General features: G+C 32.8%; 18 protein-coding genes and 1 tRNA gene. 3 read left to right on the top strand and 16 right to left on the bottom strand.

Annotated features, from left to right (window positions below; all coding sequences use genetic code 11):
* Positions 1 to 694, bottom strand: a 694-nt coding sequence (locus tag AMD28_RS02205; RefSeq protein WP_055442535.1) for an IS110 family RNA-guided transposase, incomplete at its 3' end; no start/stop codon positions are given.
* A gap of 362 nt (positions 695 to 1056) precedes the next feature.
* Between AMD28_RS02205 and AMD28_RS02210 the strand changes: the two genes are divergently transcribed.
* From AMD28_RS02210 to rpe, 3 genes are all read left to right on the top strand, one after another.
* Positions 1057 to 1647 (top strand): hypothetical protein, encoded by a 591-nt coding sequence (locus AMD28_RS02210; RefSeq protein WP_152975525.1) that lies wholly within the window; start codon positions 1057 to 1059, stop codon positions 1645 to 1647.
* A gap of 385 nt (positions 1648 to 2032) precedes the next feature.
* Positions 2033 to 2896 carry a sigma-70 family RNA polymerase sigma factor gene (locus tag AMD28_RS02215; protein ID WP_055442537.1) on the top strand — a complete coding sequence of 288 codons (864 nt, stop codon included), beginning with the start codon at positions 2033 to 2035 and terminating at the stop codon, positions 2894 to 2896.
* A gap of 249 nt (positions 2897 to 3145) precedes the next feature.
* The gene (gene rpe / locus AMD28_RS02220; protein WP_055442538.1) at positions 3146 to 3808 is read left to right on the top strand and encodes a ribulose-phosphate 3-epimerase; all 663 of its coding nucleotides are present in this window, start codon (positions 3146 to 3148) and stop codon (positions 3806 to 3808) included.
* Here the strand turns inward: rpe and AMD28_RS02225 are convergent.
* The 15 genes from AMD28_RS02225 to murG all read right to left on the bottom strand — a co-directional run bounded on the left by AMD28_RS02225 (position 3805) and on the right by murG (position 21565).
* Positions 3805 to 4680: a zinc-dependent peptidase gene (locus tag AMD28_RS02225; RefSeq protein ID WP_055442539.1), complete on the bottom strand. Its 876-nt coding sequence runs from the start codon at positions 4678 to 4680 to the stop codon at positions 3805 to 3807. The genes rpe and AMD28_RS02225 overlap by 4 nt on opposite strands.
* A 36-nt stretch (positions 4681 to 4716) precedes the next feature.
* On the bottom strand, positions 4717 to 5232 hold the full coding sequence (locus AMD28_RS02230) for a contractile injection system tape measure protein (RefSeq protein ID WP_055442540.1): 516 nt from the start codon (positions 5230 to 5232) through the stop codon (positions 4717 to 4719).
* A gap of 242 nt (positions 5233 to 5474) precedes the next feature.
* Complete coding sequence (locus tag AMD28_RS02235) at positions 5475 to 5771, bottom strand: PAAR domain-containing protein (protein WP_055442541.1); 297 nt, start codon at positions 5769 to 5771, stop codon at positions 5475 to 5477.
* A gap of 12 nt (positions 5772 to 5783) precedes the next feature.
* Positions 5784 to 7583 (bottom strand): type VI secretion system tip protein VgrG, encoded by a 1800-nt coding sequence (gene vgrG, locus AMD28_RS02240; protein ID WP_055442542.1) that lies wholly within the window; start codon positions 7581 to 7583, stop codon positions 5784 to 5786.
* 138 nt (positions 7584 to 7721) lie between these two features.
* Positions 7722 to 8162: a phage tail protein gene (locus AMD28_RS02245; protein WP_055442543.1), complete on the bottom strand. Its 441-nt coding sequence runs from the start codon at positions 8160 to 8162 to the stop codon at positions 7722 to 7724.
* Positions 8155 to 8616: a phage tail protein gene (locus AMD28_RS02250; protein ID WP_055442544.1), complete on the bottom strand. Its 462-nt coding sequence runs from the start codon at positions 8614 to 8616 to the stop codon at positions 8155 to 8157. The genes AMD28_RS02245 and AMD28_RS02250 overlap by 8 nt, the downstream gene beginning before the upstream one ends.
* Before the next feature lie 36 nt (positions 8617 to 8652).
* The gene (locus AMD28_RS02255) at positions 8653 to 10230 is read right to left on the bottom strand and encodes a phage tail sheath family protein (RefSeq protein ID WP_055442545.1); all 1578 of its coding nucleotides are present in this window, start codon (positions 10228 to 10230) and stop codon (positions 8653 to 8655) included.
* 788 nt (positions 10231 to 11018) lie between these two features.
* Positions 11019 to 11092, bottom strand: a tRNA-Arg gene (locus AMD28_RS02260).
* Between the two features lie 110 nt (positions 11093 to 11202).
* Positions 11203 to 11652, bottom strand: a complete 450-nt coding sequence (locus AMD28_RS02265; protein ID WP_055442546.1) for a GatB/YqeY domain-containing protein — start codon at positions 11650 to 11652, stop codon at positions 11203 to 11205.
* 115 nt (positions 11653 to 11767) lie between these two features.
* Entirely contained in the window at positions 11768 to 14629 is a 2862-nt protein-coding gene (locus AMD28_RS02270; protein ID WP_055442547.1) for a DUF7619 domain-containing protein, read from the bottom strand.
* A gap of 289 nt (positions 14630 to 14918) precedes the next feature.
* On the bottom strand, positions 14919 to 16991 hold the full coding sequence (ftsZ, locus tag AMD28_RS02275; RefSeq protein WP_055442548.1) for a cell division protein FtsZ: 2073 nt from the start codon (positions 16989 to 16991) through the stop codon (positions 14919 to 14921).
* A gap of 31 nt (positions 16992 to 17022) precedes the next feature.
* Complete coding sequence (ftsA, locus tag AMD28_RS02280) at positions 17023 to 18345, bottom strand: cell division protein FtsA (protein WP_055442549.1); 1323 nt, start codon at positions 18343 to 18345, stop codon at positions 17023 to 17025.
* 3 nt (positions 18346 to 18348) lie between these two features.
* Complete coding sequence (locus AMD28_RS02285; RefSeq protein WP_055442550.1) at positions 18349 to 19071, bottom strand: cell division protein FtsQ/DivIB; 723 nt, start codon at positions 19069 to 19071, stop codon at positions 18349 to 18351.
* Positions 19064 to 20413 (bottom strand): UDP-N-acetylmuramate--L-alanine ligase, encoded by a 1350-nt coding sequence (gene murC / locus AMD28_RS02290; protein ID WP_055442551.1) that lies wholly within the window; start codon positions 20411 to 20413, stop codon positions 19064 to 19066. The genes AMD28_RS02285 and murC overlap by 8 nt, the downstream gene beginning before the upstream one ends.
* Before the next feature lie 45 nt (positions 20414 to 20458).
* A complete protein-coding gene (gene murG / locus AMD28_RS02295; RefSeq protein WP_055442552.1) occupies positions 20459 to 21565 on the bottom strand; it encodes an undecaprenyldiphospho-muramoylpentapeptide beta-N-acetylglucosaminyltransferase in 1107 nt (368 codons plus the stop codon).
* Positions 21566 to 21589: the final 24 nt, after the last annotated feature.

Here is a 21589-nt window from a genome sequence, read left to right on the forward strand (position 1 = left end):
GTGTAATACCGACATAACTACACAGTTGTGATGCCGTTTCAAATTTTTTAAATCCATCAGTTACTACTATTAAAAACAAAGCTGTTTTCACACCCATTCCTGGGATGCTTTTTAATAATGTCAGTTGATGTTGCTGCTCTTGTTTAACTAAATCTAATAGACGCTCTTCTATCGCGGTAATCTCCTTTTGCAAATGCTTAACGTTTCGCTTTAAAGAACGATACACAAACTTGGAAGGTATTCCTAAGGTTTCTTCACCATGAAGTTTATTCTTCGATGCCGTTCGGTATTTTATGTAACTATCCAGCAATCTAAAGAGTTGCAAGCACTCACTCTGAACTTCATTTAAAGCTGTGTAAAGAGGAACATCATTCATTTGTCCATATTCACAAATGGCTTTAGAATCACTCTTATCGGTCTTTACTTTGGCTAATTTCATCTGGATAAATCGCTTTACAGATAAAGGGTTTACAACAGACACACATACTCCAGATTTATATAAAAACTGTGCCAACCTGTAATGATAATAACCTGTAGCCTCCATAACCACCAAAACACTTTCTGGTAAGCCTTTTATGAATTTCACAAAGCCTTTCTCATCATTTTTAAATTGGTCATGTCCTGTCTCTGAACCATAAACATCAAAGACATCTTTGCTAATGTCTAATCCAAAAATTTCACTATATTTATTCATAAGAATTGAATTTTGGAAAGAACGAGCTACTGATGTTTCAACAACTTGAAATCGAGATCTAAAGTCTCACAGAACTGAACGAAATATTAGTAGAAAAAGAGAGAGGATTATCAATGTTGTCGAAGTCTAATGCTTCACCGTGTATACTAATCTTATTTCTCTCTTTTGTTCTTTCTGATTTATATATCTTAATTTAATGTTTTATTTAAAATGTAAACTTAAGCCGTGTATAATTAATTGCTTTATTCTTCTCTACTTGCGAATATTCCTTCGGAATATTCACGGGTTCGTGAAAGTTTATTAAATTAGTTGCTTAACCACGCAACTAACCATACACAACAACGTTGGCGGTAATTAAAAAAATGAGAAAAATAATTACATACATTTCATTGAGCCTAATTCTATTCGGAATATTTGGTTTTTTATATAATATGGCATTATCATTTGGTGGAAAATCTTTTGAAGGAGAATTACCCTTGACAAGTATTCAAGGAATTGAAGAAAACAATGATAAAATTTATATTGGACTTGGCTTCTACAATAGAATACAAGTTTATGACTTAAATGGAAATTATCTTAATTATATAAGGACAAAGAACTATTCAAAAGATTTCAATTTTACGATTGACAACCAAGGACAGCCTATTGTTAATTTGATTTATTTACAGAAACAAAAAGTTGAAAATTATATTCAAAAAAATGGAACAGAATACTACATTAGTCAAAAATTACCTTTAACAATAAACAGAGTGAATGAACAAGGAGAGGAATCAATTATTAAACAACCTCTTTTTATGACTTTATGGGCTGGAGCTGTGAACCCTTGGATAATTGGAGTTATTGGAGTTTTCTTATTTGTGTTAACTAATAGTGTTATAATCTCAGATGTTTTAGGAGATAATACTCCGAAGAACATCAAGCTAAAACTATTAGTTTCTCGAATTTTCAGGTAAAAACTACCGCCAACACCCGTATAAAACAAATAAAAAGTAAAATTTTGTACTAAACATCTATACTTTATCTCTTTTATTAAGAACGACTAACCTCTTCAAAAATCTATTTTTCTATTACCTGGTATTTATACATTTTGAGTATGCCACAAGAGTACCCGCGTTAAGGATAGAACGGTATGTTTGAGCTCCTCGCAGAGAGCGAGTAGTGATAGCCTGACGTTTTAAAACCTTTTTAGGTTTAAAAAGGGAACGCCCAAATCTTTATTAAAGCTTTGATTTACAAGGAATAAAAAATAAATAAACTTTTTTGTAACATTTACTGCTCTTTCTGCGTATAACTATATAGAACGTTTTATTCACACAAATTTTTACACGAGAACATTAGATGAGACAACTTAAAATTACCAAGCAGGTTACCAATAGAGAAACCGCATCATTAGACAAATATTTACAGGAAATTGGAAAAGTTGACTTAATTACAGCAGACGAAGAAGTAGAATTAGCACAACGTATTAAAGCAGGAGATCAACTTGCTTTAGAGAAGTTGACAAAGGCTAACCTACGTTTTGTGGTTTCTGTAGCTAAGCAATACCAAAACCAAGGTTTAACTTTACCAGATTTAATTAATGAAGGTAACTTAGGTTTAATTAAGGCTGCACAACGTTTTGATGAAACGCGTGGTTTTAAATTTATATCTTATGCTGTTTGGTGGATTAGACAGTCTATTTTACAGGCATTAGCAGAACAATCTAGAATTGTACGTTTGCCTTTAAATAAAATTGGTTCTATTAATAAAATCAATAAAACGTTTGCATTTTTAGAACAAGCACATGAAAGACCTCCAAGTGCAGAAGAAATTGCGAAAGAATTAGACATGACTATTAACGATGTTAAGGAGTCTATGAAAAATTCTGGTCGTCACGTAAGTATGGATGCGCCTTTAGTGGAAGGGGAAGATTCTAACTTATATGATGTATTAAACTCTGGTGAGTCTCCAAACCCGGATCGTGATTTATTACATGAATCTTTACGTACCGAAATTGAGCGTGCACTAGAAACATTAACGCCTCGTGAAGCAGATGTTATTCGTTTATACTTTGGTTTAGGAAACCAACACCCAATGACTCTTGAAGAAATTGGTGAAACTTTCGATTTAACTCGTGAGCGTGTAAGACAAATTAAAGAAAAAGCTATTCGTAGATTAAAACATACGTCTAGAAGTAAAATATTAAAAACTTATTTAGGTTAGTAATTTATAATAATTACGACTAAATTACCGTAACAAACAGTTTATACTCGAGAAATTGAGTACCACATAACTGTTCGTTTTTTGATTGATGAAAGAACCCAGAGCTGATTACTCTGGGTTCACTCATTTTAAGCCTTTTCGTACTGCTTACCAAAGCATGAAAACTATCATACCTAAATCCCTTAGCAAAGGGAATGGAGTTTATAAAAGACTTTTCTATATTTGTGCAAACACAACAAAAACAAAAAAATGGCTACAAAATTAATTGCTCCTTCTATGCTTGCTGCAGACTTTGGCAACTTACAACGCGATACAGAAATGGTTAATAACAGTGATGCCGATTGGTTTCATATTGATGTTATGGACGGTCACTTTGTGCCAAACATTTCTTACGGAATGCCTGTAATTGCTGCTATTAAAAAGCATGCAACAAAGCCATTAGATGTGCATTTAATGATTGAAAAACCAGAACGCTACATTGAAGAGTTTGCAAAAGTTGGTGCAGACATTATTACGGTACACCATGAATCTACAGTGCATTTACATAGAACGCTTACACAAATTGAAGATGCTGGTTGTAAAGCTGGTGTGGTTTTAAACTTAACGACTCCGGTATGCGTTTTAGAAGATATTTTACCGAAATGTTATATGGTTTTATTAATGTCGATTAATCCTGGTTTTGGCGGACAGAAATTTGAAGAAATGACGTATCAAAAAGTGAGAAAGCTTCGTAAAATGATTGACGATCAAGGCTTAGATACTAGAATTGAAATTGATGGTGGTGTTACCGACAAAAACATTGAAAAGCTAGTTGAAGCTGGAGCGGATGTGTTTGTTGCAGGAAGTCATGTTTTTAAAAGTGCCAATCCAACTGCTGCTATTGCTAATCTAAAAAAACTAGCTAATTCTTAATAACCAGGAAAATCAAAGTTTAGCATCTCTTTTATTTTTGCATATATTTTTGGAAACTTAGAGCGAAACTCTCTTGGTGTTTCTATAAAATTCTCAATGATTACTGCTGTGAACTCAAAATCATTTTCGAAAGCGTAGCTTCTAAAATAGGATGAATCTTTCATTATTAATTTAAGATTTCCTTTAGATTTAATATATGTATTTAGTTCTTCTAAGCTAGTAGTAAATATATGAGCACTAATATCATTAGCATTTTTAGAATTTAAATAGCTTAAATGCAAAGCATGTACAAACTCATGAATACCAAGATTTAGGTTATCGTCTTCTACTTGGTAGCCATGAATAAAATCTTCCCATGATAAAATGATTGCTCTGTAACCCGGATTAAAATGCCCTTTATGATAGTTTTTGTCTACATTAGAATAAAAAACAGCCGGATAAATTAAGATTTTATCTACCAAGCTAATGGCATAATCTCGATATCCAAAAGTGAGCATAATGGCAGTTGCCGCAACCAGTACTTTTTTCTCTGGATCTATTACAAAACCTTCTTTTCCTTCAAAATCTACATGTGAAATAAATTTATATACACGGTGTCTAAAGTATTTTTGCTGTTTTGCATCTAGCCGTTTATAAAATTTAAAATCTTTTTCTAAAATTCTTTTTTGTTTTTCGTCTAGGTCTTTAGTGAATAGTTGCATATGCCTAAACAATGGTTTTTTTGCTATAAAATCGACATAAAAACCTTCTACAAACTTAAACAAGCCTCTGCAAAGTAATAAACCGCCGATAACAATCAACACTACAGAAATGGTATTTGTAAATGCAGGATTGTTTGGACTTTCTTGCTGCAGTAAAAGGAAGTTTATCATATAGTTTAAGTAGGCTTTATATAATTTATGCTAAAATTAATAAGGCCAATTTACACGTAATGGTTTTAGCATCCAAGGAAAATTTATTTTTGAAAAGTTAAAAGGAGATTTATGAATTAAAAGATCATATGCTTTTTTTTCAACAGTTAATTCCCAATAGTCTTGCTCTTCTTTCAGCATTCCCTCTCTAACAAGCCAATTGCCTCTAAAACCATCAATTGAAGTTTCTCCTATTGCTGGCCATTGATTTATTGCGGCTCCAATCAACCCATCCATAAGTTTTTTTTGATCCTCTGAAATTTCGATTGCATCTTGTATGGGAGTAGTAATCGAAATTCCACAAAGCACTTTATTGAATGCTAAGTACGATTCTTGAGTTTGCTCCATTCCGGTTGCTAAATATTGCACAAAATGAACTGCTTTTAACTGCGATTCCATATTTATAAAACTATTATTTGTGGTAAGATCAAGTTTTTCAAAAAGCATTGAAAAATACCCGCTTAAAAGCACCAAGCCTGAGTTAGCAACAGAAACACCTTCCTTTATAATCATATTATTATTCTTTTAGTTATTTATAAGTACTTCAGGATTTTCTTTAATTCTCTTAACTATTACTCCTATTTAATCGTTTTATTTTCTTTTTTGAACTCCTTCCGATAACTAGCAATACCTTGATTAATCACTTTTTGCAGCCACTCTATTTCTAGAAATAGCGTATCCGTTACTTTAGTTTTCCTACTTTCGAATAGTTTTTGATTTGCCTTTAAAGTTCTATTAATCTAAAACCCCTATCCTCATCCAATTAGCACCGTAGGATTTCCTGTAATAATTGTTCCTCCATGTGCTGTTACGTCTCCAAGTCTTGCTGCTGGCATTCCACCAATTAAAACAGTTCCAGATCCTGTAGCAATGCTATCTGGTGGGCCAACACAAACTAAGTTATCTCCAACTTTTGCTGCTGGCAAACCACCAATAAGTACTGTTGGTTCTCCTGGCCCAATAATTGGTCCGCCAACGTGTGGAACAGGAACAACTCCTGGCGTTGTCATTGGACATATATGTAAATCGGTTATTCTTGCTGCTGCTGGCATATCTTTTTTTATTTAATTAATTCCTACCATTGCTCCTTTGAGCGTTAAAACTCCTGCAGTTTCTAAACTAGCGGAAGCACTTCCTTCTGCCGAAAATGCTACATTTGCGTTATGTTGAATATTTACACCTTCTACATTTACATCTCCTTCTTTAGCTTCTAATGATATTCCTTGAGCGGCTTTTATGCTAACGTTTGCATCCGATGCAATAGATATGTCTTTCGAACTTTTTAAAGAAATACCGTCTGGCGACATAATGATATGGTTGCTGTTTTGATCTTGAATTGTAATTTGCTTTTCTTTATCATTAAATACAACGGTATTTTTATTAGGTGTAACAATGGTGAAAATTTGGTTTTCGTCATCAAAAACAATGGCAATACCAGATTTTGACACTATTGCTTTAATGGTATTGTTCGAATTCGGATTTAGACCTTCCGACGGTTTCAACTTAGGATTGCTATATAGACTTCCTAAAATAATTGGATACCTAGCATCTTCATTTAAAAACCCAACCACAACCTCATCACCTATGTCAGGCATAAAAAAAGCTCCAGAATTATTGGAAGCATAAAAACTAGAATACCTTGCCCAAAGTCCGTCGCTAGAAGTATTAAATAATGGTACATCTACCAAAATTCGAAACTGACTTTCTGGGTCTTCATCTAACCTTTTTACGGTAGCCGTAAACAATCCGTTAACACCAGAAGGCAGATTGGAAGGAGGCATTCTTTTGTCATTATCCTGTTTGGAAAGCCATTCTTCTGAAAGTCCGATAGCACATTCGGTTGTCCAGTTTCCTTCAGAAATATCATGTACTACTTTGGAAACTAAATGGTCGCCATTAAAACGACTTCCAACGCCACTTAAAGTGATATAATTCCCTATTTGAACTGAAGAATTTCCTTGGCATTTTACTTCCCCTTGAATTTTTGAATAATTGTTTTTTACTAGTTGTGCTTGATTCCAATTTTCAAGCTCGTCATTTTTAATTGGTGCTGGCGATTGTAAATCGAAAGTAGATAGACCTACCACTTCTGAAAGTTTCGTACTAGATAAATTACCAGGACCAAAATAGGTGTTATTAGTTTCTTTCTGAACTAATTCTTGACTACCATAATCCCAAGAACTAGCCTTAACAGTCTTTAACTGATTTATTGCATTAAGGTTAGCATGCAACTCCAAAAGGTTATTACCATATTCTATGTTTAAAACAGAAGTAGTATTGGTATCCGGTTTTTGAATAGAAATTTTACCGTTAATAGTTGTTACTATAAAACCGTTGGCTTCTGCTCTAGATACTATAAAATCCCAATCTGTAGTATCATATTGTACTTGCTGTGGGTAAATTAGGTTTGTTGAAGATATATTTTCAGAAAGACCAGAATAATTGCCAATTATAGAACGCCACACATCGCTATCTTTTTGATCTGTGAAGGTTTTACTTTTTCTACCTACGGTTGTTTTAATAGCCATGTCATAACATATCACTTCCAATGAAGATCCTATTTGACCATTAACACATATATTTTGCTCACAGATAACGCCTTTAAAAAGAAGTTTATTTTCATTATCGTATCCCGCTTTAATACTAATTTCATTACCTGGAAGAAACGTTTTCGAGGAACTTGCTTCAAATTCAACAGTACTAACATCACCATCTAGAATCACAATTTTAGCACTACTTATTTTATTTACTTCAAATTCTATTTTTATAGAATATACTTGATTTACCTCTGGAATTAAACTGCCTTCCACCTCCACAGATAAAGTGACTATTTCTCCTCTTGATATATTAGTTGTTTCTGTCATTGGTTTATTATGAATTAAAGTTTAAAAATTATTATTTTCAGATTAACGATATCTTTTTGCACACCATTAATGTTGGTATTCCATTTCGTTGTAACCGTTATCCTTAAAAAGCATCTTCAGAAAAGACGTTGTGTTCTTCTAAAGAATTTCAAAATAAGAATAAGCAAACGCTAAGCTTTCAATTGCTATAGCATTAGGATCTGGACTTAAATCTGAAACCGAATACTTCACTGGATAAGCATCGTGAAAAGTCCATTCTTTTAATACTAAACCATCTTTATCTAATAAGCTAACTGTAAAATCATTTATAACAATAGCTTTAATTAATCCTTCTTCTATGGTACTTACACACCATTTGAATAATTGAGAATTTTTAGCGACTATTCCTCTTTTTAAAACTAAATTGGAAAACTTAAAAGTTTTTGGTAATCGATATTTAAGTCGGTTTTCACCACCAGAAACGACTTCTTCAACTCCTATTTCTTTTGAAATACCCGAGACTTCTTGAAACCCTATATCTTCTTCTTTAAAAGTCAACTTAAAATAAAATCCAACTGGATAATCACTTTGCTTAACCATTTGTTATTATTAATTGTTCATGCGCTATTTCTAGTGTATCTACTGCGACTTCATTACCATCCGATTTAAGATCTGTACTCGATATTTTTGTTGGCCAAGCGTTGTTAAGTTGCCATTGCATAGTAACTGCTCCGCTTTCATCGAGTAGTTTAATAAGCACTGTTCGTCTTTGGATTGTATTCATAGTAATTTCATCGTGCCATTTCCAAAATGTATTATCATTGATAAATACACCTCGTTTCATCGTAATGTTGCCATACTTTACTATCCCAGGCATTTTTTCAGTAGAGAAAAGCGAACTATCACTTTTTCGGTATTCTATAATCTGATTTTCTACATCCATTCCTGAAACTTCTTGAAAAGCCACGCCTTTAAGTTCAGATCCAAGATCGACCTCAAATCTAAACTTTGGCATTGGCCAAGTGTTTCCTAGATTACTTCCATCGTCTGCCATACTATTTGCTGTTTTTTATGTTAGTTATTAAAAATTTTAATTGGATATTTTCATTTCTTGTTGGAATGAAAAAACAATAAACTCTGCGGGATGAAGCAAAGCAACTCCTACTTGAACTATCATAACGCCATTCAAGATATCTTGAGCAGTCATAGTTTCCCCTAAGCCACATTTAATAAAAAATGCATGTTCTGGTTTACTACCTTGGAATCCTCCTTGTCTCCAAATGGAGACTAAAAAACTATTAATGATACCTTTTACTGCTTTCCAAGTATTTGTATCGTTAGCCTCAAACATATACGCTTGCGTTGCCAATTTACAAGACTGCTCTAAAAATATAAGTGTTCTACGTACAGGCAAATATTTCCATTCATTACTATTACCATCTAATGTTCGTGCTCCCCAAATTAAAATTCCTATTCCGTTAAAAACACGAATGGCATTAATGGATTTACCCGAAACTGCGTCTACATTTAAACCTTCTTGCTGTTGGCTTGAAAGTTTAATAGGCAAGGAAACAACACTAACTATTGAAGTATTAGCTGGTGCTTTCCACACGCCTTCTTGATTATCTGTTCTCGTAATAACTCCTGCTATTGCACCACTTGGAGGAAGCATATTTGCTTCTGCTAATACATTTCTAATGATTAAGGAATAGGTAGGACTTGCATTTAATAACGCATCATTTAGTTGCGCTGTAGTTAAATCACTATCCTTAGGATTCTGAATAATTTTTAGAATTTCGGACGTTTTATCATTAGTATCGGATGCTGCAAGTAATATACTTTCTAAGGCTTTTATATCACCACCAAATAAATTAGTGAAATCAATATCCCATTGTTGCATAATGGTAGTTCCAATAAAAGGATAATATGCACAACCATAACTCAAACCTTGAACGCCTGTATTATTTCTAAAAGTATTAATACCATTAGTATATAGTATAGAATCTGGAGTGTTACCTCCAATAACATCAAAAATGCTAATTGCTGTTTCCATTTCCGAATTTTGAAGTAGCATGGCTTGCATAAGCGTACCATTATTTGCTACAGAAAGCAACGTTGCTTCCGGACAGATATACATGGTTGGTTCGGATTCCTTTTTTAACAAAGTAATACCATTTTGCAAATCGTTTAAGCGCACATTACGATTAACAATTTGATCACCAAGGCGCATTGGTTTTTTAGAAGGAGATCCGTACGCACCTACAGATACAATATAAGCATCACCACCTCCGTTTTCATAAAACATTCGGATACTATTATACATATAGTACATAGTATTTGGATCTGGTAGTATAGCATAGAAATCACCAGCAATTTTTATGTAACTCCCTATCTCTGGTTCTTGTTGCTGCTTTACCAGATAATATTCTGGATGATATTGCTTTTTTGGAGTTGCTGGCGCTGGAGTATCTGGATAACAAAATATAGATTGAAACTCGGCGAAAGATTTGATTTTTGTAGGCACATTAAAATAGGTTTTCCCATCTAAGGAAGCTTGAGGTGTATAGCCAACAAATGCAGGAACTGCAGTAGGCACCGGAACCACAGAATTTGGAAAAGCATTTACTTCCTGTATATAAACTCCCGGTGTTTTCAATTTTGCTGTCATATGATTCTTTTTTATTAAAAACTTCCTAATTAAAGAATAATTTCTATCGATAGCATTCGAAAAACGGAGCGTATACAGATTATGATTAGCCTAGTAATTACGTAACTATTGGCTTTTCCATTTTTACTAAATAATAGCAATAAAAAATCTAAGACAGTATTTACATACCATCCTGCTATAAATAGTTTTATTCAGTGTCAACAGAATGAATTCTGAAGCCTGTGGGAGAACTTAAATGTACGAAATTATTTGAAGTTAAGCGAGTTACATAAAAATAAGTTAAAAACATATACCTTAATAGAAAGGAATATATCTGCGAAACATGTTGAAAAGCCAACATCTAGAAAAAGAAAGTATTAGCGCTAAAAAATGTTCTTTGAAAGTGGAAAGTTGTTTATTCTTTTTTCCGATTTGAAAAAAAAATCGCATTTACAAATTCAAGTGACCTTGATTGGGCATGCTTAAAAGAGGGCTAACTTCGCTTTGCTCGTTTCAGATCTAAAGCTCCGCTTTGAAAAAAGAAAAGTTGCATTTACAAATTCAAGTAACCTTGATTTGACATGCTTAAAAGAGGACTAACTTCGCTTTGCTTGTTTCTCCTCTAAAGCTCCGCTTTGAAAAAAGAAAAGTTGCATTTACAAATTCAAGTGCCCTTGATTTGACATGCTTAAAAGAGGGCTAACTTCGCTTTGCTTGTTTCTCCTCTAAAGCTCCGCTTTGAAAAAAGAAAAGTTGCATTTACAAATTCAAGTGCCCTTGATTTGACATGCAACTTTTCTTTTTATTCGTGACCTCGAGAGGGTTCGAACCTCCAACCATCAGAGCCGAAATCTGATATTCTATCCAGTTGAACTACGAGGCCATAATCCCTGCGAAAGCAGGAATCTTATTTACTTAATTGCAGTTAATAATTAACCTTAGCATTCTAATTAAAAGATTGCTTTGTCGTTTTACTCCTCGCAATGAATTATTTTAAGACAATTTAGCCTTTACAATACTAGAGATTGTTTTACCATCTGCTTGTCCTGCAAGTTTTTGATTTACCATTCCCATAACTTTTCCCATATCTTTCATACCTGCTGCTCCCGTTGCTGCAATAGTTTCTACTACTACTTTTTCTATTTCAGCTTCGCTTAATTGTGCTGGCAAAAACTGGCTAATTACTGCTGCTTGAGCAATTTCTGGTTCTGCTAAATCTTCTCTATTTTGTTCCGAAAAAATAGCCGCACTATCTTTACGTTGCTTTACTAATTTAGAAAGTATTTTTATTTCTTGATCTTCTGTAATCTCTTCTTTAGATCCTGTTTCTGTTTGTGCTAAAAGTATTTCAGATTTTACTGCTCTTAAAGCAGCTAATGCTGTTTGGTCTTTAGATTTCATTGCAGCTTTCATCGCTGTCATTATATCTTGTTGTAAGCTCATTGTGTTTGTTTTAATTATATCACAAAGATATTAAGAAAATAAGACTTTGTTAGGGATTCAAGTATTATTAAAATTCGTGAAATTATAATACGTTAGATTACTTAAACCTATTTTATTATTTAATTATTTTTTTAGTTACAGTTCCATCATTGGTTTGTACACTCACAAAATAAACTCCAGAAACTAAATCCTTAACATTATAGTTTTCCGAAGGTTTAAAAGTCAATAATTGCTTTCCAGAAACATCAAATATCTTAACATCGATTATTGAATTGCTATTTGTTACTTCAATTTTAAACTGATCACCTACTGGATTAGGATATAATTTTATTACCGATTTAATTTCATTCTCTGGAATGGATAAAGGTTCTACAATTTCTGTGGAAACAACATTCGTGATTATTGGCGCATTGTAATCAAAATAGATATTTGCTTTTCCAGTAATAATATTACCAACAACAACATCTTGTTTTGGTTTAATTTTAAAAGCCACAAAACCATTACTTCCTGCTTCATCATCTTGTTGTGCTGGAAGATTTATATTCTCAAAACTAAATTCTACAAAATTTCCGTTTAATATATTCACCGAATAATCATGACTTGCAGATATTGGTCTTATCGTTTCCCAATCTAGTTTACTATTTAATTCATCTGTAATAACAATATTAATTGCACTTGCAGAACCTGTATTTTGAAAACGAATGATATAATCTAAATACGCAGTTGCTTGAGGTAATGTAATTTCATTTCCTTGTAAGACTTGCTTATCATTAGGATCATAAGAATTTACAACGGTTTGTGATAAAACAAAGGTGTTGTCTTCTGTATTGTTGTCTCCAGCAATAGGATTAATAGTTGCAGTAAAATTTAAAATATCTCCATCATTAACTGTTGTAGGCGGAAACGTATTCATAACAATATCTATAGTACGAATTTGAAAAGGTTGTAAATTACTATAGTTAAATGTTAAGCTATTACTAGTTGAAGTGTTTTCTGTTGGAATTGCATTTACAAAGGTTTGAGAAGCATCATCAAAATTTAATGTAATAGTACCATTTAATAAAGTTGTTCCTGTGTTTTCAAAAACTAATTGGTAGTTTGCATCAAAACTTGGACGTGCTTGATTTAAAGGCAACAAAACTACGTTAACATCATTTATTGTATGCGAAGAGCTAATACAAAAGTCTGCATTTTCTGAATTACCAAAACCAGTAAATGTTGTATTATACGGATTTGGTGTAACATAAAAATTGGAAGCTAAACCTAAAACTTCTGTATTATAGGTATTCTCGTTTAAATATAAATTATAGTCTCCTATATTATTAGTAAAAGTTGCTATGTTATTTACACCATCATTAGCTTGAATTAATTGGTTTGCCACAATAAAATCATTAATATCACAACCATTATTCTCATCATCAAAAGCTACTATACCTTGTATGTTGTTATAATTAATATTGTTAATACTGCAATCTTCAACAAAAACTGTGTTAGGTGTTATATTAGTGATTTTTTGAGTTGCATAGGTTACATCATCCACACAAATGGTTTGAAGGTTTGGGTTGTTTGTAGCGTTAAATACTGGAATAACTTGATAATCTCTCCCAGAATTAGTTATATAAGATACTGGTTCTGTAACATCAAAAACAGTATTATAATTATTTTTAAAATTAATAGTTTCAAGAAATTCACAACCTCTAGCAACAAGATAAACCAAATTAGAATTATTAGATAAATCCAAGTCTTGTAATAATGTATCTGATAGACCCAACCAAAAAAGTTCTAAATTTTGAGATAAATCTATAATTGTTAATGGATTATTATGTAGTGATAAATCTACTAAATGAGGATTATTATTAAGATTAATAGTCGTTAAGTTGTTTCCAGGTAAATGTAGCCATTCTAAATTTTCGCACTGAGAGACATCTATAGTAACAATTTCATTGTATTGACTTGCAACATCTATTAAGTTTGGATTATTAGATAGATCTAATTCTGTTATTTGGTTATATTGACAATATAAAGTTTCTAACATTGTATTTTGAGAGACATCTAGAATTGTTAATTCATTTCCATCAATCCGTAATTCCTCAATATTTTCGTTGTTAGATATATCTATAGCTGTCAATTGATTATAATTACAATTTAAAAAAGTAATATTTGAATTTTGGGTTATATCTATGTTGGGAAAAGCATTACCAGAAATATTTAACTCAAATAGCTCAATATTTTGAGTTAAATCTATGCTAGAAAGCTGGTTATTTGATGCAAATAATTTTTCTAATAGTATGTTTTGAGAAACATCTAAAACAGATAGGTTATTACCAGAAACAGTTAATTCTTCTAAATTAACAAAAGCTTGTACACCTGTTAGATCTGAAATATCATTATAATTAGCATTAATTTTCTCTGCAAAAAAAGCTTCACTATATTGTATTTCATTATCATTATTAGCATCTATTACTGGATTAGTATGGTTTACTAATGTTGTTTTAAAATTAGTATCTGGAATATTTACAATACTTGTTACTATTGGAGCAATTAACACATTGGTACTAGAATCCGGATTACTTACAGCTATGTAATAGGCCTGAAATGCAAACAGATCAATTGTTAAATCTGATGTAAAATTACATGCAGAAGACATTTGTAATTGACTATCTGAAGTTGCATTTATAGTATTAGAAGAATACACTGCAATTATAGAATTACTGGAACTTTCTGTTAATTTAATTCTAACTGTTCTAGTAATAGGATATTGATACCTATAATAAACTCTTGATAATGTAGCACTTAAATCACAACCATTCATTCCTCCTCCCGAAGCTGTTGTTGCATTTTGCGTTTGCACATTATTATCCGTAAAGGGCAAACTGGATATGTTTACTGCATTTTGAATTTCGTCATTTGGTGGTATTTGCGCAAAAGAAAATATTGTAAAAAACAAAAATGTAAGGGCTAGGTAAATGTGTTTCATAGATATAGGTTTACAACACAATAATAATACTATTAATAATAAGTAAGTATATTATTTCTATTTAAATCTAGAGGAAGTCTGTTTTAATGCAGAAAACTACTTGTTCCTTTTATAGAGATTCCTGCTTTCGCAGGAATAAAAAACCCGAAAAACCTCTGGGTGAGTTTTTCGGGTTAGTTGAAGTTAAACACTAAACTTAACTTTTCATTTATGAGATTCCGTTATAAAAACGGAATTAATTCCACTATTCACTTTCCATACGACTGCGCCTTTTAAAAGTGAAGTTTCATTAATCTACATTATCGTGTAAAAACGAATTATTACTTCTTAATAACATATCATCATTATCATCTGTACTTAAAGTAGTACCAGAAATACTGGTTCTTTGTGATGAATGTTGTACATCTTGCAAGTCTACACCTTGACGTTTATATGCTGGAATCTTTTCTATATCATCAATCTTTGCAGTATTGAATTTATAATTAAAATCCTTCATTTTACGTCTGCGTTCTTCTGCTCTTTCTTTTAGCATGTCTGAAATCGGACTGTTCATTGGGTCAATTTCTTCCACTTGCTCTTCCACAACTTGCCTTTGTACGACTTTCTTTTCAAAAACAATTTCTTCTTCTAAAACCTTATCTACAACCTCTACTATTGGTTCCTTTTTCTTTGGTTCGCTAGTAGCTTCAAATTCTAAATAATCATCTAAAGCATAGCGTATTTCGCCATCTTTATTTGTTTCAGTTACATTTACAAGTTCGATAAAGTCATTTACAGGTAAATCTTTAATTTCTTCTGCATTTAAATTATGAATTACTTTTTCTTCTCGTATTACTTCTTTAGTTTCTTGAACTTCTTTAGTTTCTTGAACTTCTTGGACTTCTTGAACTACAGGCGCTACTGGTTCACTTAATGGCATATCGAAAGTTAGCGTAATTTGTTGCTCTTCTTCTTCAAATTGATTTGTTACTTCAACAGTTGGTGTTGCGTTAGTGATTACGAAATCGTCTTCAACATCCTCAAAAACATCTTCTTCAAAATCGTCGTCTGCAAAACATTTATCTTCTGCTTGTACATCTTTAGTTGCAACGACTTCATCATAAACAACATGCATGTTCTTAATAATTTCTGAAGTTGGAATTAAACTTAATGGTTTTGAAACTCCTTTTCTTCGTGTTTCAAAAGCATCTTCTAATTCATTTAGATCTAAAGTGTGCTTTACTATTACTGGTTCCGGCTTTTTTTCTAACTCAATATTTGGAGTTATAATTGCTGGACTTTTATCTTTTTTAGTTAAATCTTGCTCTAAGGTTTGCTCTTCTTCTAAAGAATGAATAACCTTTTTAGTTTCGGTATTCGAAATTTCATCTTGTTGTTCAATATCAAAACCTGTAGCTATAATGGTTACAGCGATAGACTCATCTAAAGAATCATCTTCACCAACACCCATAATAATATTTGCACCATGACCAGCTTCGTTTTGAATATGATCATTGATTTCTCCTATTTCATCAATAGTAATTTCTTGAGCTCCAGAAACGATTAGCAACAATACGTTTTTGGCTCCTATAATTTTATTATCGTTTAATAATGGAGAATCTAATGCTTTACGAATTGCTTCATGCGCACGATTTTGTCCAGAAGAACTAGCAGAACCCATAATAGCAGTTCCACTGCTACTTAATACCGTTTTAGCATCACGTAAATCAATATTTTGTGTGTAGTGATGTGTAATAACTTCTGCTATACCGCGTGCTGCAGTAGATAATACTTCATCTGCTTTAGAGAATCCTGCTTTAAAACCAAGATTTCCATAAACGTCACGAAGTTTATTATTGTTAATTACGATTAATGAATCGACTACGTTTCTTAATTTCTCAATACCATTTTGCGCTTGTTCGTTACGCATTTTTCCTTCAAACTGGAAAGGCATCGTTACAATTCCAACTGTTAAAATGTCTAAATCTTTAGCCATTTTAGCAATAATTGGAGCTGCTCCTGTACCTGTTCCTCCACCCATTCCTGCGGTAATGAAGATCATTTTGGTATTGGTATCTAACATACGTTGTAAATCCTCAAAACTCTCTATAGCAGATTGCTCTCCTACATCTGGATTTGCTCCTGCTCCTAAACCTTCGGTAAGGTTAAGACCTAATTGAATTTTGTTGGGTACACCACTATTTTGAAGTGCTTGTGCATCTGTATTACAGATTACAAAATCTACTCCTTTAATGCCTTGTTGAAACATGTGATTGATAGCGTTGCTACCTCCACCACCTACTCCAATAACTTTTATCACATTGGATTGATTCTTTGGTAAATCGAATGCTATATTGGTTTCGAATTCTTTGTTGCTGCTCATGAATTTCGGTTTTATTTTCTTACTTATTACTTTACTCTGCGTTATCTAAAAAATCTTTTACTCTCTCGGTTAGTTTATCTAAAAACGAACGTCTTTCTTTTACTGGTGGTTTGGTTTCTATTTCCTCCGTTGTTTCTTCTGTTTCTTCTTCTAGAACATCAGATTCTTCTTCTACAACTTCGGCTTTCTTTCTTTCATTTCTTTTTAAACCATCCATCACTAAACCTACAGCGGTAGCAAACAACGGACTTGTAATCTCATCATCGCTATTCCCTGCAAGGTGTTCATTAGGAAAACCAACTCTAGTATCCATTCCTGTTATATATTCTACTAATTGCTTTAAATGTTTTAATTGTGCGCCACCACCTGTTAAAACAATTCCTGCAATAAGTTTCTTTTTTTGCTCTTCGTGACCATAGTTTTTAATCTCAACATATACTTGTTCTACGATTTCTACTACGCGAGCATGTATAATTTTAGAGAGATTTTTTAATGTGATCTCTTTTGGTTCTCTTCCTCTTAATCCTGGAATAGAAACAATTTCATTGTCTTTATTTTCTCCTGGCCATGCAGATCCAAATTTTATTTTTAAAAGTTCGGCTTGCTTTTCAATAATAGAACAGCCTTCTTTTATGTCTTCTGTAATTACGTTTCCTCCAAAAGGAATTACAGCAGTATGACGAATTATTCCATCTCTAAAAATGGCTAAATCGGTTGTCCCTCCTCCTATATCAATTAGGGCAACTCCAGCTTCTTTTTCTTCCTGACTTAATACAGCGTTAGAAGACGCTAAAGGTTCTAGTGTTACTCCTTCCAAGTTTAATCCTGCACTTTGTATACACCTTCCTACATTTCTGATAGAGGAAACTTGTCCGACAACCACATGAAAATTCGCTTCCAATCTGCCGCCATACATCCCAATTGGTTCTTTTATTTCGGCTTGACCATCTACTTTATATTCTTGTGGTAAAACGTGAATAATCTCTTCTCCAGGAAGCATCACTAACTTGTGCACTTGATTAATTAATCGGTCGATATCTTCTTCATCTATTACTAGTTCAGAATTTGCTCTAGTAATATAATCGCTATGCTGTAAGCTTCGTATATGCTGACCTGCAATACCAACGGTTACACCTTCAATTTTTGTTCCTGCAGCAGTTTCTGCTTCTTGCACTGCTAATTGAATCGATTGAATGGTTTGGGTAATATTATTTACTACACCACGATGTACACCAAGACTTTTAGATTTACCAATACCTAAAATCTCGACCTTACCATATTCATTTTTACGACCAATCATAGCCACAATTTTTGTGGTTCCGATATCTAATCCTACTGCTATATTATTCTCCATAGTTTACGTTTTGGTGCACACTACTTGGTTATCAAATTGTAAATTAACTTTACTGTAACTATTAAGTGTTTTTTCTTTTAACGCCTTTTGATAAAACACCTTAAGGTTATTTATCTTTTTATCTAATTGATTTAATTTACCTAATTGCACTACAAAGGTAGATTGTCTTAGTTTTAAATGAAAGCTATTGTCATCGTTTTGATGAATTTCAATAACATATTTGCTTAAAAAAGGATCTTTATTAATCTTTTCTGCAATTTTAAACACATTATCTAACGCATCTTTCTTCACTAAACCGGTTACCAAAGGCACTCTTGCTGCATGATTAGAAGACAATGGCATGAAACTACCTTGGTCATCTATGTAATACGACGTAGAAGTACTAACTCTAGCTATAGGTTTTTTTTGTGTAACTTCTGCTTTAAGTTCCCCATTTACAGAAAGATACACTTCGGCAGATTTTATCATAGGATTAGAATTCAGGGCAGATTCTAATTTGTTCAAATCTAAAATTTCTTTCGACGCCTTTGTCACTGTTTGTTGATTTTGTATTAACAACTTACTAACATTAGCTTGCGTTATAAATAGGTTATTATCCCCTAAAAATTGTACTTGAGGCTCAGAAACATTTCGGACCTTATTTTTGGTTGCCGAAAAAGCATACAAAAACACCACTAACACTAGCAGTACAAAGGTTTTTACGTAATTCCAGTTAATTCTAGACATACAACGCTTCTTTTATATGTTTAACTTCTGCTCCAATATCTCCAGCACCAAGCGTTAAAACTATTCGCGCTTTACTTTCTTTTATTTTTGCAACTAATTCGTTTTTAGAAACTAGCTGCTTATTTTTATTTTTTATTTTTTCTAATAACCAACTAGAAGTCACGCCTTCTATTGGCATCTCTCTTGCTGGATAAATATCCAATAATAACACTTCATCAAACTGCGACAAACTTGCAGCAAAATCATCTGCAAAATCTTGTGTTCTAGAAAATAAATGTGGCTGAAAAACAACTAACACTTCCTTATTTGGGTACATTTCTCGAACAGCCTGATGCACGGCATTAATCTCTTCTGGATGATGCGCATAGTCATCTATAAACACCAATTCTTCCGTTTTAATTTGGTACGTAAATCTGCGTTTCACACCTTTATAAGATGCTAAAGCTTTGGCGAGCTGCTGGTGAGGGCAACCATATTCTGCAGCCATCGCCAAGGCTATTAATGCATTCGACAAATTATGTCTACCAGGCAGGTTAAATTGAACTCTTTCTAGTGTTGCATTTGGCATTTTCACATCAAACACATAGGCACCATTTTCTATTTTTATATTGTTTACCGAATAATCGGAATCATCTTCAATTCCGTAGGTAATTCCTTCAAGAGGCAAACCGTTTTTAATAAACAGTTTTCCGTTTGGTTTTATTTTTTCTGAAAAATCTTTGAATGTTTTTATTAACTCGGAAGCATCTCCATAAATATCCAAATGATCTGCATCCATCGATGTTATGCATGCTAAATCTGGAGATAAGGTTAAAAAGGATCTATCAAATTCATCTGCTTCTACTACAGAAACTTTGTTTCCGTTTAAAATTAAATTCGAGTTATAGTTTTCACTTATTCCTCCTAAAAAGGCTGTCAACTCCACACCACATTCATATAACAAATGACCTAGAATACTTGTCGTTGTTGTTTTACCGTGTGTTCCTGCAACAGCTAAACAATAAGTGTTTTCTGTAATTAATCCTAAAATTTCAGATCGTTTTAAAACTGTGAAATTTTTATCATTTTTAAAATAAGTCAGCTCTTTGTTATCCTTCGGAATTGCTGGTGTATAAACCACTAGCGTAGTATCATAATTTAAAAACGAATCCGAAACATTTGCAATAGAATCTTCAAAATGAACTTCAATACCTAAATCCACCAAACTATCTGTGATTTCTGTTTGGGTTTTATCATAACCTGCGACCTTTTTATTGCTCGCATGAAAATATCGTGCAAGCGCACTCATGCCAATGCCACCAATGCCAATAAAATAGATGTTATGTATGTTGTTTAGATTCATTAATTCAAGACACTTCGACTGCGCTCAGTGTGACATTTTGTTATTTTATTTATTTAATAGTTTTTCTACTTCGTCTGCTATTTGTTTTGTTGCATTTACTAATGCTAATTTTTTTATGTTTTCGCCTAACTCCTTTTGCTTTTCAGGAGAAGCCATTAGTTGTGTAAACTTGTTTTCAAAATCGACAATCAAGTCACTCTCTTTAATTAGCATGGCTGCATTTTCATTTACAATGGCCATGGCGTTTTTAGTTTGATGATCTTCGGCTACATTTGGTGACGGAATAAAAATCACTGGCTTACCAACAATACACAATTCACTTACCGAACTTGCTCCTGCTCTAGAGATAATAACATCTGCTGCTGCATACGCTAAATCCATGGTATTAATAAACTCATGAAGCTGCACATGCTTTTCATTACCATCAATCTTATACGCTTTGTAATACAGTTTACCACATTGCCAAATCACTTGCATGTTTAGCGTATTAAAATAATCTAGCTCTTCTCTTATTAACTCATTAATACGTTTTGCTCCTAAACTTCCACCTATTACTAAAATGGTTTTCTTTCCTTCAATTAGATGGAAATGTTTTTTAGCTTCTGCTACTTTAGAGTCGATATCTAATAAATCTTGACGCACCGGATTACCCGTTTTAATCATTTTCTCTTTCGGAAAAAAACGTTCTAAACCATCATAAGCAACACATATTTTTTGCACCTTTTTTGATAACAGTTTATTGGTAATTCCTGGAAACGAATTTTGTTCTTGTATTAACCCTGGAACACCACTAGAAACTGCCATTTGTAATAATGGTCCGCTTGCAAATCCACCTGTACCAATAACCACATCTGGTTTAAACTGTTTTACAATTTTTTTCGCATTATATAAACTACTTAAAAGTTTAAATGGAAACATTAGATTTTTTAGTGTAAGCTTACGCTGAATACCAGAAATCCAAAGTCCTTTGATAGCATAACCAGCCTGAGGCACTTTTTCCATTTCCATTCTATCTTTTGCACCAACAAACAGAAACTCTGCGTTCGGAAAACGAGATTTTAATTCATTAGCAATGGCGATTGCAGGATAAATATGTCCTCCTGTTCCTCCTCCAGATAATATGATTTTATATGTTTTAGTTTCTTGTTTCACTTTTATTATTAAGACCTCTCGACT

The organism is Lacinutrix himadriensis (assembly GCF_001418105.1).
Lineage (GTDB): Bacteria > Bacteroidota > Bacteroidia > Flavobacteriales > Flavobacteriaceae > Oceanihabitans > Oceanihabitans himadriense.

Coding starts and splice junctions, on each gene's coding strand:
- AMD28_RS02250 (WP_055442544.1), bottom strand. CDS start 8,616: ATGGCAGACGATGGAAGTAATCTAGGAAACACTTGGCCAATGCCAAAG.
- vgrG (WP_055442542.1), bottom strand. CDS start 7,583: ATGACAGAAACAACTAATATATCAAGAGGAGAAATAGTCACTTTATCT.
- AMD28_RS02210 (WP_152975525.1), top strand. CDS start 1,057: ATGAGAAAAATAATTACATACATTTCATTGAGCCTAATTCTATTCGGA.
- AMD28_RS02230 (WP_055442540.1), bottom strand. CDS start 5,232: ATGATTATAAAGGAAGGTGTTTCTGTTGCTAACTCAGGCTTGGTGCTT.
- AMD28_RS02245 (WP_055442543.1), bottom strand. CDS start 8,162: ATGGTTAAGCAAAGTGATTATCCAGTTGGATTTTATTTTAAGTTGACT.
- AMD28_RS02235 (WP_055442541.1), bottom strand. CDS start 5,771: ATGCCAGCAGCAGCAAGAATAACCGATTTACATATATGTCCAATGACA.
- murC (WP_055442551.1), bottom strand. CDS start 20,413: ATGAATCTAAACAACATACATAACATCTATTTTATTGGCATTGGTGGC.
- AMD28_RS02285 (WP_055442550.1), bottom strand. CDS start 19,071: ATGTCTAGAATTAACTGGAATTACGTAAAAACCTTTGTACTGCTAGTG.
- AMD28_RS02225 (WP_055442539.1), bottom strand. CDS start 4,680: ATGATAAACTTCCTTTTACTGCAGCAAGAAAGTCCAAACAATCCTGCA.
- AMD28_RS02215 (WP_055442537.1), top strand. CDS start 2,033: ATGAGACAACTTAAAATTACCAAGCAGGTTACCAATAGAGAAACCGCA.
- ftsA (WP_055442549.1), bottom strand. CDS start 18,345: ATGGAGAATAATATAGCAGTAGGATTAGATATCGGAACCACAAAAATT.
- rpe (WP_055442538.1), top strand. CDS start 3,146: ATGGCTACAAAATTAATTGCTCCTTCTATGCTTGCTGCAGACTTTGGC.
- ftsZ (WP_055442548.1), bottom strand. CDS start 16,991: ATGAGCAGCAACAAAGAATTCGAAACCAATATAGCATTCGATTTACCA.
- AMD28_RS02255 (WP_055442545.1), bottom strand. CDS start 10,230: ATGACAGCAAAATTGAAAACACCGGGAGTTTATATACAGGAAGTAAAT.
- AMD28_RS02265 (WP_055442546.1), bottom strand. CDS start 11,652: ATGAGCTTACAACAAGATATAATGACAGCGATGAAAGCTGCAATGAAA.
- AMD28_RS02270 (WP_055442547.1), bottom strand. CDS start 14,629: ATGAAACACATTTACCTAGCCCTTACATTTTTGTTTTTTACAATATTT.